Raw genomic sequence first — 16533 nt, forward strand, 5'->3', positions numbered from 1 at the left:
CTCGGCGCGCGCTATCGCGACTGCATCCGATCCACCGCGCGAGCTGACTCCAGCGCTGTCGCTGCCTGCGGCCCATCACCGGACGCCGTGGCAATTGCGTGCCGAGTCGCGGCCAGCCGTGCGAGCGCGGCCTCGGTGAAGACCGACAGCCCGAGGTCGGGGTTGTAGCCGTGAATTTCCTTGACGTCGAGCTCGGCCAGGAAATACAGGATCTCTCTCGACAGCACCTGACCCGGTACCAGCACCGGGAAGCCGGGCGGGTACGGGACGACGAAGGTGGTGGACACCAGGGTCTTCCCCTTGGCGATCCGTCGCCCGGCGTCGCCGAGCAGGATGTGTTCGCGGTCGGACTCCTCATACCCGGCGTAGAAGGCCGATCGCATGTCGCCGAACACGCTGGCGCCGTCGGGACGAAACACGCTGTCGAACTCGCTGAAGTCGGGCAGCGCCGGTAGATCCTTGGTGATCTCGTCGACCCGGCGCTGTTGCAGGGCGTGATCGGCCTTACCGCCCGCGCCCCGGCTGCGCTCGAAGTCGGTAGCCACCCGACGCAGCACGTCGAGCAGGTAGTGCACGCTAGACCAGGTCACGCCGATCGTGAAGATCAAGAGCACACTGTTGATCGAGGTCTTGTTGATCTGGATACCGAACCGGTCCATCAGGATCTTCTCGCGGAATTCGAACCCGTTCATGCCGGTCTTGCCGATGAACAGGGTGACCCGAGTCGGGTCGAGCACGAACTGATCGGACCGCCACGCCTCGTTCCACTCTGCCAAGCCACCCTGCCTGACCTGTCGGTACGAGCTGACTTCCGAGGGCCGGAACTCGTCGGGCACCAAGTCGTCCTCGTCGAGGATGCGGAACCATTTGCCGATCAGCCGGTCTTTGCGGACGCGGTGACGGAAGACCAGCGCCATGTCGTAGACGTTCCGGACCAGCTGGAAGCCCTCGATGTCGACCTGCCGACGCGCCAAGTCCAACGACGCCAGCAGTTGCTGGTTCGGCGAGGTCGAGGTGTGGGTCAAAAACGCCTCACCGAACGACTCTCGGACGAGAGCTTTGAAATCCTGGTCGCGGACATGGATCATCGACGCCTGCCGAAGCGCCGACAGCGACTTGTGCGTGGAATGCGTCGCGTACACGCGTACACGCGCGCGCCCGGGGTCCGGAAGCAGCCGGCGGTTGCTCCACTCGGCACGGTCGACTCCCTGCATAGACGCACGCCACCTGCGGTACTCCGCGGCGTACCCGGGTGAGGACAATGTCGATTCGAGTTGCTCGGCGGCAACCATCGCGGTCCGCTGCCGTGCCCACGGCACCGCGGTGGCGAACGCGTACCACGCCTCGTCCCACAGGAAGCAAATGTCCGGCTTGATCGCCAAGACCTCCTCCATCACGCGCCGTGGATTGTAGACGACACCGTCGAAAGTGCAGTTGGTGAGCAACAACATGCGCACTCGGTCCAGTTGCCCGGCCGCCTCGAGGTCCAGCAGGGCCTTCTTGATGGTGTGCAGGGACACGGCTCCGTAGATCGCGAACGGCTCGAGCGGGTAGGCGTCCAGGTACCTCGGGTACGCCCCGGCGAGCACCAGGCCGTAGTGGTGCGACTTATGGCAATTGCGGTCGATCAGAACGATATCGCCCGGCCGGGTCAGGGCCTGCACGACGATCTTGTTCGCGGTGGAAGTTCCGTTGGTGACGAAGTATGTCTGGTTGGCACACCAGGTCTTCGCGGCTTTGTCCATCGCCACCCTGATCGTGCCGTGCGGGTCCAGTAGTGAGTCCAGCCCGCCGGAGGTGGACGACGTCTCGGCCATGAAGATGTTGCGGCCGTAGAACTCGCCCATATCCCGCAGCGACTTGGAGTTGAAGATGCTGGCGCCACGCGCGACGGGAAGGGCGTGGAATTGGCCGACCGGCGCGGCCGCATAGGCACGCAGGGCGTCGAAAAACGGTGTGGCGAACCGGCTCCGGAAGCCGGCGAGCACCGTGCTGTACAGGTCGGTGACATCGTTGAGCCGATAGAACGTGCGGTCGTAGACGTTCGGCTCGTCTTCGCTCTCCGCGGCGATCGATTCGTCGGTAAGTAGGTACAGATCGATATGAGGCCGCAGCTGCCTGATCCACTCGCCACATTCGACCCAGTTCTGGGTGCGCTCGGTGACGCCCACGTCGTCGTTGACGCCGAGCAATGTGGTCATCAACGGCACCCGGTCGTGTGAACGAAGCGGCAGGTCATGCCGGATGATCGCCGCCTGAATCTCGCCGTTCAACGCGACCGCGGTGATGGCGTCCTCGATGCTCGACACGACGAGCAGCTCGAACTGCACATCGTCGGACGGGTCGCGAAGCGCGCGCACGCTCTCCGCCAGGCTCTCGGGAGCCTCGGGCGGGGAATCGTCTCCGAGTAGGACGGTGAAGAACTGCTGCTGTTTGGCCCGCGCCACGAGTTCCTGATCGGCCAACGGCGCGGACGTGTCGAACACAGCTGTACCGTCGCCGTACTCGGAGAGCAGGCGAACAGCCAGCGACACCTCCTCGGTGAGCCGCACCGTTGCCAGGTCGGCGAGATATCCACGGAACGCCGCCAGCCTCGCCGCGCCTGGGTACAGCCAGTACCGCTCGTAGGCGCCGAGACGATCGAGGAGCCGCCGCACCCGGGCCGCTTCGTGGGTGGTGTCCAGCCCGGCACGGTTGACATCGGCGAGCCGACGGCACGCGTCGTCGAGCAGATTCCATGTGTCGATTCGCGAGTACGACGGGTTCGCTACCGCCGCCAACGCGGAGACACTGAGCCCTTTCGGGCGCTCGCCGTTTCGGTGCATATCGTCAGTTTCGCCCTCGATCGGTAGGCGAGGTGATTTGTCGAATATGAACGGTCACCGGGAATCATCCCTGCAAATATTGTCCCCCGCCGGCGATCAATTTCCCAGCTAACCGTCAGGATGCCGCGGTTTCAGGTCGGAGGCCGAATTCGTTCCGAATTGATCCGCCGGTTCCCTGGTGGGCGCGGCCGCGTCGGTAATTTACCGCGATACGGACGGCGGATCGTGACTGCCGGACCGGTCGACCCGGCCCGGACACGGTCACTTTCCGCCGTCCATCGCGTGTCAGCTATCGAGCGCCGACTACGACGTCTTCATTGCGTGGCGTGTCGCACCTCAGCCCAAAGGAATTCCGGGGTGCGGCGGGGCGTCACACGACCGCGGGACGCCGGGCCGCGTTTGCGGCGATGGCCGTGACGATCTGCTCGAACAGCGGCTCGGGGAAGTCGTGGCCCATCGCGTCGAACGGCAGGTAGGTCGAATTGGGGATCGCGGCGTGGGTGGCCTCGCCCCCGGCGATCTTGATGAGCGTGTCTTCGGCACCGTGAATGACCAGCGCGGGCAACTGCAGCCGCTGGAGGCGACTCCTGCGGTCGGGAGCGATCACGGCGGCGGTCACCTGGCGTGCCGCGCCGTCGGGGTGCCGCGCGCGGTCGTAGGCCTGGGTCGCGAGCGCGCGGCGGCTCTCACGGTCGGCGTAGGTCTTCGAGCCGATGAGCGTGTAGAGGTCGGTGATCTGCTCGATCGCGTCCTCACGATCGGTCGGCATCGGTTTCAGCAGTTCCTCGAGCACGTCCCCACCGGCCATGCCGATGAGAAAGTGTGGTGTGCTCATGATCGAACACAACGACCGCACCCGCGGGGTGTGCTCGATCGCGAGTAGCTGGGCGACCATCCCACCCATAGAAGCGCCGACGACGTGCGCCTGCTCGATATCGAGATAGTCGAGCAGTTCGACAGCGTCGCGGGCAATCGCCCGCAGGTAGTACTGGCTCGGGGTGGTCTTCCACTCGGTCAGACCGCTGTCACGGTTGTCGGGACGGATCACCCGGTAGCCGCGCGCACCGAGGTGGTCGACGATTTCCTGGGGCCAGTGGATCAGCTGAGAGCTGAGCCCCATGATCATCAGCAGCGGTTCCCCCGACGGATCACCCTCGTCACGGAAGCACATCCTGACCTCGGACAGATCAGCGAACTGGTCGCGCGCATCGTGCATGACAACCTCCCGAAGTTGTGACCGAGTTTGGCAAACAAGCAGCAAGCAATGCTGGTCGATGTGAAATCATCGGTCGATCAGAGATCGTTCACCATCGCCGGGCTAGATCCGGCCGTGTGGATCGCAACGAGAGCAATCATAGGGCAACACGAGATACCCCTTCGCGACTTGCCGAGATTCGCCGGATCGGGGTTCGGGCATATGCCGGGAGTCGCCGATTCTGTCCAGATGTGATCGAAGGCTCACCGGTCCGGGCTGCGCGAACCGTGGTGCCGCACAGACCCAACTCGGATGACGCCGAGGCACCCGACAATCGACGGCGGGCTCGAGCGCGCTCGGCGAGGCGATCACCGAGATGCGTTCGGCCCGAAGGTATGTCGGCCGATCGGATATCTGATGCGGACCGCCGGACTCCGAAAACCTGCTGACCGGAGGCGATCGCGAACCAACCAGGCCCACGTCTCGAATCAGGGGATTCGACGCAAGGGGAACGGGCCGGAAATCAGCGTCAGCGAGTCGGTTGCCGGACCTTCGAGCAGCGTGCCGTCGGCGGCGAACCGGGAGCCGTGCAGCGGGCAATCCCAGGATTGCTCCGCATCGTTCCAGCGCACGATGCCGTTCAGATGCGGACAGACCGCGGAAACCTCGGTGGTGGCACCGTCGACAGTGCATACGGCGGTCGGTCGCAGCCCGTGGCGTTCGACGCGGCCGCTGCCCTCGGCGGGCGCCGCACCGAGGCCGGTGCCGAGCATGCGCAACCAGCCGAAGGAAAGCTGTTGGGCCACAGAGGTATTGGCGAATACCGCAGCGGGTATCGACTTCAGCTCACCCGGACGCCAGCTTGCGAAGGTATCGGCCCACTGCGCTGGTTTGCCATTGATCCGACCCGCGAGCGCCAAGGCCGCGGCGACACCGTTCGTCAAACCCCATTTGGCGTAGCCGGTGGCGAGCAGGATGTGATTCTGCCCAGGCAGCAGCGGACCGACGTACGGCAGTTCGTCTACGGGGTGGTAGTCCTGCGCGGACCAGCTCTGCAGCGATTCAGCGGTGGGGAAACACCGCTGTGTCCAAGCGATCAACCCATCGACCCGGCGGCCCGCCGCATCCGTGCGCCCGACCACGTGGCCGTTGCCGCCGACCAGCAGCAGCTCGGCGCCATCAGGTCCCGGCGAGTACCGCAGCGACCGAGTGGGCTCGCCCGCGCTGATGAACATTTCGTGCGGGATCGGCTCGGCGACCCGGAAGGCGCTCAGATAGGAGCGCTCGGCAGTAAGCCGGGCGAAGAAGCCGCCGCGATCCAGTATCGGTGTGCCGGTCGCCAGGATGATCGTGCGCGCGACCAGATCGCCGTGCTCGGTTTCGATCACCAACTGATCGTGCTCGCCGCTGTGCACGCCTTTGGCCCGGGTGGATTCGAAGATCGGCGCACCGCGCGATTCGATATCGGCGGCCAAACTGGCAAGCAGTGCCATCGGATCGAGTTGAGCCTGGTTATCGAGCCGGACCGCACTGTGCACAGGGAACGGCACATCCAGCTCCTCGACGAGCGTGGTGGCCAGCCCGGCGGCCCGTGTCGCCTCGTATTCCCTTCGCACAGCGGATATTTCAGCCTTGGACTGAGCATAAGTGAGTGCCGGGACGCGCTGGACGGGCACCGAATGCTCCGCGCAGTAACGCAACAGCCACTGCTGCCCCTCGCGATTGGCCTCGACATAGTCGGTCACCGCTCGATCGCCGTGGCGACCGCGGATCCGCTGCGCTCGGATCCCTTGCAGCAGACTGACCTTCGCCGTACTGGCGCCGGTGGTGCCCGCCCCGACTCGCTTACTCTCCAGCACCGCCACGTCGACACCGCTCTCGGCCAGCAACAGGGCCGTCACCAGGCCGGTGAGCCCGGCGCCGATCACAACGGTGTCGAACCGCAGCCCCGGCGTGAGCCGCAGTCGCGCAGGCACCTCGGCATCGTTCAACCACAGGGACCTCATGCTCCGGCGATAACCGCTGCCACACCGCCGAAACATCCCGATATGCGGCACGAACTTCCGGAATCCACGATGAAAACGCGGAGTTCGGATTCAGGGGGCAGATCCCGGGTATGCGGCGAATGTCCACCTGAAAACCGATAATTCGGAGGTAGATATCGTGTCCGAGCACAAGAGTGGTCCCCGCGAAGGTGTCGAAGGCGTCGTCGAAGACGCCAAGGGCAAGATCAAGGAGGCCGCTGGCGCAGTCTTCGGAAACGACGACCTGCGGGGTGAAGGCAAAGCCCAGCAGGACAAGGCGGAATCACAGCGTGCAGCAGCCAGTAAGGAAGCGGCTGCCGAGAAGCAGCGTGCCGAAGCCAAGCTCGACGAACAGCGCCAGCGCGCTTACCAGCAGGGGCAGTGATTATCGATAATCGCTGCGTATGACAAGTAATGGGTTGCCGGACAATATGTCCGGCAACCCATTACTTTCGGCACCCGATTACTTCGGCACCAGGATGCCGGTCAAGTCCGCTTTGCGGATAGGGGTGTCCGGATTGGCCTGTGCCCGGCACATCAATTCGATTGCGGCGATCGTGGCGTCGACGGTCTGATCATTGGTCGCCGGCGCATTGCCGTTACGCTCCTGCTCGAGGAATTTGGTCACCGTGATGCGCTGTTTACCCTTGTCCTGCGCGACGAATTCGCTGCAGGGCGTGTCACCGCCCTTGTTCACCGCCTTCTGGGCCTCCTCGCAGCCGCTCGTCAAGAAGGCCAGCGCGGCCGCGGCGACCACCGCGGCGATGCGACCCCGGCGGGTTCCGGTGTTTCTCATGATGGATCGCTCCTCCTCGAAACGATGCCGCCGAGCGCATCGGCGTCATCATCCGCATACCCGCCCGTCGAACACCGAATCGGCGGCGCTGCGATCAACGATCGCGGGGTGTATGCGGGCCCGGCGCGGGTACGCCGCGAACATAGAGCGCGAACCCGGGAGCAGCCATGGCGACATCGAAGAGCGATGACCCAGCCGTGATCAAAGATGATCAGGAATGGGATAGCCACGCCAGGCACGAGACCGAAACCCAACGGCTGGACCGCAATTGGTCCAATCTGGTGCAGGAACTGCGCGTCGTGCAGACCGGTGTGCAGTTCTTGATCAGCGCCCTGCTGATCCTCCCGTTCCAGGCCGGATTCACCACCTTGTCACATCTGATGCGACTGCTGTATCTGGGTACTGTCTCCGCGGCGATGGGTGCGACGGTGTTCCTGGTCGCGCCGGTGTCGTGGCATCGGATCCTGTTCCGGCGCCATCGGTTGGGCAATGTCGTGTCCGCGGCCCACCGCTGTGCGATGGCAGGGATCGCGCTGCTCGGCCTCGCGCTGACCGGTGCGACGACTCTGGTGATGGCTGACGTCGCGGGGACCACCGCCGGTGCGATGGCGGCCGTGGTGGTCGCGCTGCTGTTCGCGGCGGCCTGGGTGGTAGCGCCGTGGCGCTGGCGCGACGGCCGTGACGATTCCGATGGTTGAATCGGACCGAGCCGACGTGCCAGACTAGGACGAGGTTGAGACTACAGCCGACCCTGGGTCCGACGTAGCGACAGACTTACGCAGGACTCGGCCAGCGGGAGCGCGTAGTGACACCTGACCCAGCGTGGCGACAACCTAAGCGTCCTACCTACCGCCGATACCGCCGCCCTCCCGCCGATCCGATCCTGCCGTGCAGGACCGGAATCCCCTCTGGGAGGTTTACATGTCTGCCGTTCTTCAGCACCGTTCAAACGGGCAGCACCCGGCCGGTGAACGACCACGCAACCGGTTCTGGGCGCAACGCGTCGATCGCCGTAAACAGTGTGTGGTGGTGCGCGCCGAAGGTGAACTCGATGCGGCCGCACTCCCGGAGTTCCGCGCGATGCTCGAACACGCCGTCACGACCCGATGCCATGCGGTTGTCCTCGATCTGCGCGCTACCAAATTCCTGAGTATTCGGGTCGCGGCCACCATCGGAGCGATCACCCAGCGGGCCGCGCACGGCGGCCCCGATGTGCGTATCGTCTCGGGTCGCCGCGAGATCGACCGGGTGCTCGCCATTACCGGAGTACGCGCCGTGTGTTGCGATTTCCCGACCATGCGCGCCGCGCTCGACACATGATGAGGCCTTAAGTCCCTGGTCGGGTCGATATCCCGGCACCGGGCATGATCACAATCCATACTTGCGCTGTGATGGAGCGTGGATCGGTTTCGCCGGAGCAGGCGAAGGCGTTGGGCCGGGTCATCGGCATGGGGAAGACGCAGAGCGTCGGCACTTTCTACTTCTGGTTTGCCGACCAGCGGTGGGAATGGTCCGACGAGGTGGCGGCATTGCATGGATACGAGCCGGGGACGGTGACACCGACCACCGAACTGCTGCTGTCGCATAAACATCCGGAGGATCGCGCGCAGGTCGCCGACACGCTGGCCAACTCCATCGAGAACGCGCAGCCATTCTCCAGCCGGCACCGGATCATCGACACGACCGGCCGCGTGCACCACGTGATCGTGGTGGCCGATCAGATGCTCGACGAGGCGGAAACGGTGATCGGGACGTCGGGGTACTACATCGATGTCACCGACGCGCTCGAGGAGCGGCAGCAGGAGACCCTCGACGACGCGCTGCCCGAGCTGTATGCGGCACGGGCGGTGATCGAACAGGCCAAGGGCGCGTTGATGCTGGCCTACGGTGTCAACGCTGAACAGGCGTTCCGGGTGCTGAGCTGGCGTTCCCAGGAGACCAATATCAAACTGCGGGAACTGGCCGCCCGGTTGGTCGCCGATCTCGGCACACTGACCGATTCGATGGCCGAACTGCGCACGCGGTTCGACCATCTGCTGTTGACTGCGCATGAACGGATCGAGGCCGACTGAGTCGAATCCACACCGGTTGCGATGTTTCGATGGTGACCGGCCGGGTAAGTCGCGAATGGCCCCCGACTCGAAGGCAGGTTCCGGTCGGCTCGGAGGAAAAGAGGTGGTGATGGGCATGGGGGAGTGGAGTTCCCAGTCCGCGGCGGAGAAGACGACGACAATCGGGGTGCGTATCCCCGCCGAGTTGGAGCAGCTGACCATGCTGCGCGCGCTCGCCGAAACCGTCGCGCTCATCGCGGATTTCGCGATCGATGAAGTGGTCGACATCCGGCTCGCGCTCGACGAGGTGGCCACCTCGTTGATTCTGGAGGCAACACCGGGCTCGAACCTGGACTGCGATTTCACCTACAACGATCACGAGATGTTCGTGCGCGTGGCCGCGGTCGCGGTGTCGGAAAAGGTGGTCGGCCAGGCCGGATTCGGCTGGCATATCGTCCGCACGCTGACACAGTCGATCTCGGCGGCGCAGGAGCCGTTCGACAGCGTGGTCTCCGGATATCCGACTGTCGTCGACTTCAGCTGGGCACGGAGTGGTGATGGCGGCTGATTCGAGAGCGCACCGCGACAGTTACGACAATATCGAGCCGCTCTTCGAAAAGATCGCCGCCATCGACCCGGCCGACCACCGTCGAGAACTGTTGCGCGAGGAGCTGATCGGCCGGTGCCTGCCGCTGGCCGAACATATTGCGCGCAAATTCTCCGGGCGCGGCGAGAACTTCGACGATCTGTTGCAGGTGGCCCGATTGGGTCTGGTGCAGGCCGTCGACCGCTTCGATGTGTCGCGCGGTTCGTCGTTCCTGTCGTTCGCGGTGCCGACGATCATGGGCGAAGTGCGCAGGCATTTCCGGGACAACACCTGGGCCGTGCGGGTGCCGCGGCGCACCAAGGAGATCCAGCTCAGCATCGGTCCGACCATCGAGGCCTTATCGCAGCGGCTGGGCCGGTTGCCCAAGGCGCGCGAGATCGCCGCGGAGCTGGATGTGGATCTGGTCGAGGTCACCCAGGCGCTCATCGCGGGCAATGCCTATCAGTCGAGTTCGATCGACGCGGTGGCCGGCGACGACATCGAGAACGCGCCGCAACCGCTGCTGGACAGTCTCGGTGAAGATGAGCCCAGCTACCAGTATGTCGAGGACTATCTGGCGGTCCGGCCGCTGATCGAGGAACTGCCCGACCGGGAACGCGAGGTGCTGGTCATGCGCTTTTTCGAGTCCATGACCCAGTCCCAGATCGCCGAACAGCTCGGCGTTTCGCAGATGCATGTCTCGCGCATACTGTCCAGAACGCTCGGGAAGTTACGCGACGCCGCGCTACGCGACTGATCGACGGTGGGAATACATTGTCGCGCAATGCGTTTCGTAGTGATCGGATCCACTGTTTGCCCGGCGTTGCACGCGGGTACGCGAAGAGGAACCGGACTATTGATGCCGACGCGCAAGGAGGTCGTCATGAACGATCAGCGACGACCGGCCACCCGAGATCCGTATGCCGGACCGGGGGCTTTCAGGTCGCTGAAGAAACCGCCGGAATCAGTCGTTCGCGGCGAGGGCCCGCAGCAGCCCGGCCGCTTCCTCGTCACCCGCAATCATGAAGTGATCCGGCGGTGGGCCGAGCAGCGCGGTGCGCGACCGGCCACCATGCCCGGCAGTGAGTACGACGGTCGCCTCGGCGTCCTGCGCTTCGATTTCCCCGGGTACGGCGGCGCGGTGCTGCGCGCGGTGGGCTGGGACGAATGGTTCGCCACCTTCGACGCGCGTCGGCTGATGTTCCGCTATCAGGACAGCAGGGCCGACGGCGGACCGAGCAACTTCAACCGTCTCGAACAGTCCCATCGGGACGAATGGTGACACTGGCCGAAATGTGTCGCATGTCACGTGCAATTTGCCCAAATCGGGTCTTCATGCGCAGGGTGGAGTAGCCGGACGCTAACCGACTGCCCGTGACCTGCCGTTTACCAATTGGTCGGTTCGGGTATTCAAGCAGTTGGCAAAGGTGCTCGAAGTGCGGACTTTCGCGTCGGTTCTGGGTACGCGAGTCTCCGCGTCGCGTCGCGTCCGCGTGGCTGCAAGGGATGAGGGCTTGACCGCAAACCTGATGATCGTTGACGACGACGAAGTGGTCCGTGGCGCACTGCGCACGGCCATGGAGGACGAGGGTTACGACGTTGCCGAGGCGCATGAGGCCGAGGACGCGCTGACCTATCTGCGCAGCAATGGCGCCCCCGATGTGATGATCGTCGAGCTGATGCTCGGCGATATGGACGGCTTCGATTGCATCAGGGAGATCCGCCGCGAGCACGACGTGCCGATCATCGTGGTCAGCTCGCGCGATGACACCCATGATGTGGTGGCCGCACTCGAGGCGGGAGCCGACGACTACGTCACCAAGCCGTTCGAGATCAAGGAGATCTCCGCGCGCATGCGGGCGCTGCGCCGCCGCGCACGTCTGACCATGGAGCGCGAAGCGCCGCGCGAGGCCGTACTCGACGCGCACCCTGACGGACAACTGGTGCTGGATCGCGACGGTGGCGCGGTACGCCGCGGCGAAGACGAAATCCGGCTCACCATCACCGAATTCAAATTGCTCTGCGAACTCGCGGAATCGCCGGGACGGGTGCTCAGCCGCACCGTCCTACTCGAAAGAGTATGGGATGACGGCTTTTTCGGCGATGAGCGGATCGTCGATGTCCATATGCGCCGCCTGCGCACCAAAATCGAGCTCGACGCCTCAGAGCCGCGCATCGTGGTCACCGTGCGAGGTCTCGGCTACCGACTCGATCTGCAGCGCTGAGCCTGTGACGAACGCCGCAGTGGCACCGAAGTATGACGCTGCCTGCGGTTGTGATCTTTTCGTAATACAACCGCAAAGAGTTCGACAGGTTCACCTCAAAGTTGCTTCGTAAGCCTGGATAAGTACTGCAGACCCGACCAGGGAGACGTATGTCACTGCACACCTTGTCCACCAAGACGATCGAACCGTCGGTCACCGAATACCCTTCGGCCGTACCGATTTCCGGACCGCACACGCAGTCGGTGCTGCGCCCGCCGAGAGTCGGTGACGCGGCCCAGATCTGGCGTATCGCCAAGGATTCGCAGGTTCTCGACACCAATTCCAGCTACGCCTACCTGCTGTGGTGTCGTGATTTCGCGAGCACCTCGGTGGTTGCCGAAGTCGGTGGCCGGGTCGTCGGATTCGTGATCGGCTACCTGCGCCCGCAGGCGCCGCAGACGGTGTTCGTGTGGCAAGTCGCGGTCGAGCACGAACAGCGCGGCCGCGGCCTCGGCGCGGCGCTGCTGGACACGCTGCTCGACACCGTGGCCGGCGCCGGTGTTTCGACACTGGAGACCACGATCGCACCGGACAATCCGGCCTCGATCGCGATGTTCGCCTCGGTGGCACGTCGCCGGTCGGCCGAGCTGACCAAACACCCCCTGTTCGATTCCGAACTCTTCCCGGACAGCCACGCTGCCGAAGACCTCTATTTGATCGCCCCCACCGCCCGAAAGCAGGAGGATCGACGATGATTACCGCCGAGACGACCATTTTCGAGGAACTCGAATCCAATGTCCGTGGCTATTGCCGCGCGTGGCCGACGGTGTTCACCACCGCGTCCGGGAGTTGGTTGCGCGCCGAGGACGGGAAGGAGTACCTCGACTTCTTCGCCGGAGCGGGTGCGTTGAACTACGGCCACAACAATCCGGTGCTCAAGCAGCCGCTGCTGGACTACATCGCCGGTGACGGCATCACCCACGGCCTGGATATGTCGACGGTGGCCAAACGCGGACTGCTGGAAACCTTGCGCGATACCGTCTTCACACCGCGCGGCCTGGATTACAAGGTCCAGTTCCCCGGCCCGACCGGCGCGAATGCCGTCGAGGCCGCGCTGAAGCTGGCCCGCAAGGTCACCGGCCGCGAGACGATCATCAGCTTCACCAACGCCTTCCACGGCATGTCGCTGGGTGCGCTGTCGGTGACCGGCAATGCCGCCAAGCGGGCCGGCGCCGGTGTGCCGCTGGTGCATGCCGCGCATATGCCCTATGACGGCTACTTCGACAACACGACTGCCGACTTCCAGTGGATGGAGCGGGTGCTCGACGACACTTCGTCCGGTTTCGACCGGCCCGCGGCGGTGATCGTGGAGACGGTGCAGGGTGAGGGCGGCGTGAATATCGCGCGGCCGGAATGGCTGCGGCATCTGTCCGAATTGTGCACCGCGCGTGGCATTCTGCTGATCGTCGACGATGTGCAGATGGGCTGCGGCCGGACCGGACCGTTCTTCTCCTTCGAGATCGCCGGTATCACCCCCGATATCGTGACGCTCTCGAAATCCATCGGCGGCTACGGTTTGCCGCTGGCGCTGGTGCTGTTCAAACCGGAGCACGACGTCTGGGCCCCGGGTGAGCACAACGGCACCTTCCGCGGTAACAACCCGGCCTTCATCACCGCACAGGCCGCGCTCGAGCACTTCTGGTCCGACGGCACCCTGCAGGCCTCGACCGAGGCCAAGGGGCAACGGATCGGTGCGGCCCTCACCCAGGCGGCCGAGTACTTCCCGGGCATTTCGACGCGGGGTCGCGGACTGGTGCACGGTGTGGTCTTCGACGATCCCTCCCAGGCCGGCAAGGTCTGCCAGGTCGCCTTCGAGCGCGGGCTGCTGGTGGAGACCTCCGGTTCGCTGGACGAAGTGGTGAAATTGCTGCCGCCATTGACGGTCACCGATGAGGAGGTCGAGCATGGTCTGCGAGTGCTGACCGGCGCGATCGGCACCGTTTGCGGACAGGAGCGTTGAGATGATCGTGCGCAGCACCGCGGAGATCACCGGCACCGAACGCGATGTCGCGGGGCAGGGCTGGCGCAGTAAGCGCATCGTGCTCGGCGGCGACGGCGTCGGTTTCTCCTTCCACGAGACCAGCATCGAGGCCGGGACCGTGCACGAGTTCCACTACCGCTACCACGTGGAGGCGGTGTGGCTCATCGAAGGTGAGGGCACGCTGACGGATCTGGACCACGGCGTCAGCTACGAATTGGCGCCCGGCTCGATGTACCTGCTCGACGGACACGAGCGCCACCGCTTGGAGGTACGTACCGATATGCGGATGATGTGCGTGTTCAACCCGCCGGTCACCGGGCAGGAGGTCCACGACAGCGACGGCGTCTATCCGCTCGTCGCGGCCCAGGTAAGCGGATAGGAGGCGCAATGACGTTGGTGCAGACCGACGATCGCTACCCGACTCGGCTGGTCACGGCAGGCGAGCACCGGGACCGGACCGATCCCACAGTGTGGGGCGCGGTCGATTCCGAGGAACTGGCCTCTTTCGATGCCAATGGTTTCGGGATCGTCGAAGAGCTGTTGACACCCGCCGAGGTCGCGGAGTTCAGTGCCGAAATCGACCGTCTCGCCGGTGATCCGGCGCTGCAGGGCGACGACCGGGTGATCGTGGAGAAGTCCTCGAACCGGGTGCGTTCGGTCTTCGAGGTGCACCGGCTCAGCGGCGCGATCGCCGATCTGGTGCGCGAATCCCGGGTGGCCGGATTGGCCAGGCAGGTGCTCGGCTCGGACGTCTACATCCATCAGAGCCGGGTGAACTACATGCCCGGCTTCCGCGGCACCGGCTTCTACTGGCATTCGGATTTCGAGACCTGGCATGCCGAGGACGGTATGCCCGCACCACGTGCGGTCAGCCTGTCCATCGCACTGACCAATAACTACCCGATCAACGGCAGCCTCATGGTGATGCCGGGCTCGCACCGCACCTTCGTGCCGTGTACCGGCAGCACTCCGGCCGAGCATTATCGGGAGTCGTTGCAGGAGCAGGAGATCGGCGTACCGACACACGCGGATATCAATGCGCTGGCGAACCGGTACGGCATCACCCAGTTCACCGGCAGCGCCGGATCGGCCCTGCTGTTCGATTCGAATATCATGCACGGTTCGTCGAACAACATCACGCCGTTCCCGCGGTCGAATATCTTCCTGGTGTTCAACAGTGTGGAGAACACGCTGGTGGAGCCGTTCGCCGCGCTGGCCCCGCGACCGACGTATATCGCGAGCCGGGACTTCACGCCGGTTTGATCCGCCTACGCACGCAACCGGTCTCGGGTCGCATCACCCGAGATCGGTTGCGCACGTAGGACATTCGGTTGCATCAGCCGTAGATGTCCAATGTGACGGTAAGTGTCGCCAGGCGCGTAGCGAGCCCGAGATCGCGGGCGCGACCCTGGATGTCCGTGCGGTCGTCGGCGGGCAGCTCGGCCCACAACTCGCCGAGGTGGACCAGAGTGTCGGTATCGGCCACAGCGAGGATCCGCAGCAGCGTCGACCACAACCGTCCCTTGGTCGCGATGCCGGGTACCGCGGTCAGAGTTGATTCGGGCAACTCCAATAGTTGTGTGCCGATTCGGCGTTGGATCTCGGCATCGGTGCGCTCGACCAGGTCGAGCAGGCCGCGCCACAGTATCGGATCGCTCTGCCCCGCGAGCGCGGCGACCAGCGCCGCCGTCGCCGCTGGATCCGCGGTGATCGAGTTGGCCGCCAAGGTGTCCAGCGCCGATGGGCTCAGGTATGCGGTGAAGCGGAGCATGTCGTGGATCGCGCCGTGCTCGATGAAGGTGGCGGCGAGTTCGGTAATGGCTTCGGGCGGGCCGATATCGAGCAGGATGTCGCCGAGCGCCTCGATCACATCTTCGTCGCAGCGGGCGAAGACCGATACCGCCGCCAGACGCAGCTCGATGGAACCGGCTAGGACGGTTTCGAGAATATGCGGTATCCGATCCAGCGGCCCGGATAGCAGTTGGCGCACGATCGCGCTGATATTCGGGCCGGAGTAGGCGTAGGCGGCCGAGAAGATCAGGCCCTCGTCGTCGGGCACGCCCGCCTCGATGGCACGAACCAGTTGCGTCGTCGCGAAGCCGAGGAACGGACCGGCGGTGACATAGTCCTTGCGGCGCATCAGCTCGTTGGCCACCTGCACGACCGGTTCCGGCGGCGCGACCTCGGCGAGCCGGCCGACGATATGCGGGTCGATGTACGGCGCGCAATCGGCGGCATATTTCGGATCCAGCATCCCGAGGGCTTCCGCGGCCTTCTTGGGATGTTCGATGCCGACCGCACCCGCGGCGCGTCCGCCCATCATCGGCGGCACGACTCGCTGTACCAGCGGTATCGAAATGCTCAGCGGAATTATCGGCACCAGCTTGCTGAGCCGCCCGAAGGTCGCGGAGTGGTCGTCGAAAAGTGCGCGCGCCATGCGTTGTTGCAGTTCGTGCAGCTGCTCGGCGCCGAGTTTCTCCAAGTGGGCCAGGCGTTCGGCGGGGACATGCAGCGTGCGGGCCAGCAGGACCAGCTGCGCCCTGGTCACCAGGTCCGTCATCAGCCGAGCCGGTTCCCGAACATGACCTTCTTCGCCGCGGTGCTCAGCGGCCAGGGCAGTGCACCGAGCAGTCCGTCGACGGCCTCGGTGAGTCCGGCCGTCTCGGCCCTGCGGGCGTCGCGGAACAAGGTCAGCAGTTCTGCGGATTCCGCCTCGGAGAGTTGATCGAGGGCCGCGACGGTGCCGCCCAGTTCTTGTTCGAGATCTGCTCTGGCGGTCATATTCGCTCCCGGTTCCCCAGTCCTCGCGCA

General features: G+C 64.7%; 18 protein-coding genes. 12 read left to right on the forward strand and 6 right to left on the reverse strand.

Features of this window, described 5'->3' with window-relative positions:
- Window positions 1-11: 11 nt before the first annotated feature.
- From ACQPZ2_RS21440 to ACQPZ2_RS21450, 3 genes are all read right to left on the reverse strand, one after another.
- Window positions 12-2825, reverse strand: a complete 2814-nt coding sequence (locus tag ACQPZ2_RS21440) for an aminotransferase class I/II-fold pyridoxal phosphate-dependent enzyme (protein ID WP_433527187.1) — start codon at window positions 2823-2825, stop codon at window positions 12-14.
- A 370-nt stretch (window positions 2826-3195) separates the two neighbouring features.
- Window positions 3196-4041, reverse strand: coding sequence for an alpha/beta fold hydrolase (locus ACQPZ2_RS21445; protein WP_433527188.1), 846 nt, complete (start codon window positions 4039-4041; stop codon window positions 3196-3198).
- A 467-nt stretch (window positions 4042-4508) separates the two neighbouring features.
- Window positions 4509-6026, reverse strand: coding sequence for an FAD-dependent oxidoreductase (locus ACQPZ2_RS21450; RefSeq protein WP_433527189.1), 1518 nt, complete (start codon window positions 6024-6026; stop codon window positions 4509-4511).
- 157 nt (window positions 6027-6183) lie between these two features.
- Here ACQPZ2_RS21450 and mbp1 point away from each other — a divergent pair, with 157 nt between their 5' ends.
- Window positions 6184-6429: a microaggregate-binding protein 1 gene (gene mbp1 / locus ACQPZ2_RS21455; RefSeq protein ID WP_433527190.1), complete on the forward strand. Its 246-nt coding sequence runs from the start codon at window positions 6184-6186 to the stop codon at window positions 6427-6429.
- 78 nt (window positions 6430-6507) lie between these two features.
- Here the strand turns inward: mbp1 and ACQPZ2_RS21460 are convergent, their stop codons facing one another.
- Entirely contained in the window at window positions 6508-6840 is a 333-nt protein-coding gene (locus ACQPZ2_RS21460) for a hypothetical protein (RefSeq protein ID WP_433527191.1), read from the reverse strand.
- 167 nt (window positions 6841-7007) lie between these two features.
- Here ACQPZ2_RS21460 and ACQPZ2_RS21465 point away from each other — a divergent pair, with 167 nt between their 5' ends.
- From ACQPZ2_RS21465 to thpD, 11 genes are all read left to right on the forward strand, one after another.
- Window positions 7008-7538 carry a DUF6328 family protein gene (locus tag ACQPZ2_RS21465; RefSeq protein ID WP_433527192.1) on the forward strand — a complete coding sequence of 177 codons (531 nt, stop codon included), beginning with the start codon at window positions 7008-7010 and terminating at the stop codon, window positions 7536-7538.
- Between the two features lie 223 nt (window positions 7539-7761).
- Entirely contained in the window at window positions 7762-8160 is a 399-nt protein-coding gene (locus tag ACQPZ2_RS21470; RefSeq protein ID WP_063045702.1) for an STAS domain-containing protein, read from the forward strand.
- Between the two features lie 71 nt (window positions 8161-8231).
- Complete coding sequence (locus ACQPZ2_RS21475; protein ID WP_433527482.1) at window positions 8232-8912, forward strand: PAS and ANTAR domain-containing protein; 681 nt, start codon at window positions 8232-8234, stop codon at window positions 8910-8912.
- 55 nt (window positions 8913-8967) lie between these two features.
- On the forward strand, window positions 8968-9459 hold the full coding sequence (locus ACQPZ2_RS21480; protein WP_433527193.1) for an anti-sigma factor: 492 nt from the start codon (window positions 8968-8970) through the stop codon (window positions 9457-9459).
- Window positions 9449-10234, forward strand: coding sequence for an RNA polymerase sigma factor SigF (locus tag ACQPZ2_RS21485; RefSeq protein WP_327099227.1), 786 nt, complete (start codon window positions 9449-9451; stop codon window positions 10232-10234). Before ACQPZ2_RS21480 ends, ACQPZ2_RS21485 begins: the two co-directional genes overlap by 11 nt.
- 126 nt (window positions 10235-10360) lie before the next feature.
- Window positions 10361-10759, forward strand: coding sequence for a hypothetical protein (locus ACQPZ2_RS21490; protein ID WP_433527194.1), 399 nt, complete (start codon window positions 10361-10363; stop codon window positions 10757-10759).
- A 232-nt stretch (window positions 10760-10991) separates the two neighbouring features.
- Window positions 10992-11702, forward strand: coding sequence for a response regulator (locus ACQPZ2_RS21495; RefSeq protein ID WP_433527195.1), 711 nt, complete (start codon window positions 10992-10994; stop codon window positions 11700-11702).
- Window positions 11703-11851: 149 nt separating this feature from the next.
- Window positions 11852-12436 carry a diaminobutyrate acetyltransferase gene (gene ectA / locus ACQPZ2_RS21500; protein ID WP_433527196.1) on the forward strand — a complete coding sequence of 195 codons (585 nt, stop codon included), beginning with the start codon at window positions 11852-11854 and terminating at the stop codon, window positions 12434-12436.
- On the forward strand, window positions 12433-13701 hold the full coding sequence (ectB, locus tag ACQPZ2_RS21505) for a diaminobutyrate--2-oxoglutarate transaminase (protein ID WP_433527197.1): 1269 nt from the start codon (window positions 12433-12435) through the stop codon (window positions 13699-13701). The genes ectA and ectB overlap by 4 nt, the downstream gene beginning before the upstream one ends.
- 1 nt (window position 13702) lies before the next feature.
- Window positions 13703-14101, forward strand: a complete 399-nt coding sequence (locus ACQPZ2_RS21510; RefSeq protein WP_040690649.1) for an ectoine synthase — start codon at window positions 13703-13705, stop codon at window positions 14099-14101.
- A gap of 8 nt (window positions 14102-14109) precedes the next feature.
- Complete coding sequence (gene thpD / locus ACQPZ2_RS21515; RefSeq protein WP_433527198.1) at window positions 14110-14985, forward strand: ectoine hydroxylase; 876 nt, start codon at window positions 14110-14112, stop codon at window positions 14983-14985.
- 73 nt (window positions 14986-15058) lie between these two features.
- Here the strand turns inward: thpD and ACQPZ2_RS21520 are convergent, their stop codons facing one another.
- Window positions 15059-16282 carry a hypothetical protein gene (locus tag ACQPZ2_RS21520; protein WP_433527199.1) on the reverse strand — a complete coding sequence of 408 codons (1224 nt, stop codon included), beginning with the start codon at window positions 16280-16282 and terminating at the stop codon, window positions 15059-15061.
- Complete coding sequence (locus ACQPZ2_RS21525) at window positions 16282-16503, reverse strand: hypothetical protein (protein WP_063045065.1); 222 nt, start codon at window positions 16501-16503, stop codon at window positions 16282-16284. The genes ACQPZ2_RS21520 and ACQPZ2_RS21525 overlap by 1 nt, the downstream gene beginning before the upstream one ends.
- Window positions 16504-16533: the final 30 nt, after the last annotated feature.

Origin of the sequence: Nocardia pseudovaccinii (genome assembly GCF_050942345.1) — a bacterium.
Classification (GTDB): Bacteria; Actinomycetota; Actinomycetes; order Mycobacteriales; family Mycobacteriaceae; genus Nocardia; species Nocardia pseudovaccinii.

Coding starts and splice junctions, on each gene's coding strand:
- ACQPZ2_RS21440 (WP_433527187.1), bottom strand. CDS start 2,825: ATGCACCGAAACGGCGAGCGCCCGAAAGGGCTCAGTGTCTCCGCGTTG.
- ACQPZ2_RS21445 (WP_433527188.1), bottom strand. CDS start 4,041: ATGCACGATGCGCGCGACCAGTTCGCTGATCTGTCCGAGGTCAGGATG.
- ACQPZ2_RS21450 (WP_433527189.1), bottom strand. CDS start 6,026: ATGAGGTCCCTGTGGTTGAACGATGCCGAGGTGCCTGCGCGACTGCGG.
- ACQPZ2_RS21460 (WP_433527191.1), bottom strand. CDS start 6,840: ATGAGAAACACCGGAACCCGCCGGGGTCGCATCGCCGCGGTGGTCGCC.
- ACQPZ2_RS21465 (WP_433527192.1), top strand. CDS start 7,008: ATGGCGACATCGAAGAGCGATGACCCAGCCGTGATCAAAGATGATCAG.
- ACQPZ2_RS21470 (WP_063045702.1), top strand. CDS start 7,762: ATGTCTGCCGTTCTTCAGCACCGTTCAAACGGGCAGCACCCGGCCGGT.
- ACQPZ2_RS21475 (WP_433527482.1), top strand. CDS start 8,232: ATGGAGCGTGGATCGGTTTCGCCGGAGCAGGCGAAGGCGTTGGGCCGG.
- ACQPZ2_RS21480 (WP_433527193.1), top strand. CDS start 8,968: ATGGCCCCCGACTCGAAGGCAGGTTCCGGTCGGCTCGGAGGAAAAGAG.
- ACQPZ2_RS21485 (WP_327099227.1), top strand. CDS start 9,449: ATGGCGGCTGATTCGAGAGCGCACCGCGACAGTTACGACAATATCGAG.
- ACQPZ2_RS21490 (WP_433527194.1), top strand. CDS start 10,361: ATGAACGATCAGCGACGACCGGCCACCCGAGATCCGTATGCCGGACCG.
- ectA (WP_433527196.1), top strand. CDS start 11,852: ATGTCACTGCACACCTTGTCCACCAAGACGATCGAACCGTCGGTCACC.
- ectB (WP_433527197.1), top strand. CDS start 12,433: ATGATTACCGCCGAGACGACCATTTTCGAGGAACTCGAATCCAATGTC.
- ACQPZ2_RS21510 (WP_040690649.1), top strand. CDS start 13,703: ATGATCGTGCGCAGCACCGCGGAGATCACCGGCACCGAACGCGATGTC.
- thpD (WP_433527198.1), top strand. CDS start 14,110: ATGACGTTGGTGCAGACCGACGATCGCTACCCGACTCGGCTGGTCACG.
- ACQPZ2_RS21520 (WP_433527199.1), bottom strand. CDS start 16,282: ATGACGGACCTGGTGACCAGGGCGCAGCTGGTCCTGCTGGCCCGCACG.
- ACQPZ2_RS21525 (WP_063045065.1), bottom strand. CDS start 16,503: ATGACCGCCAGAGCAGATCTCGAACAAGAACTGGGCGGCACCGTCGCG.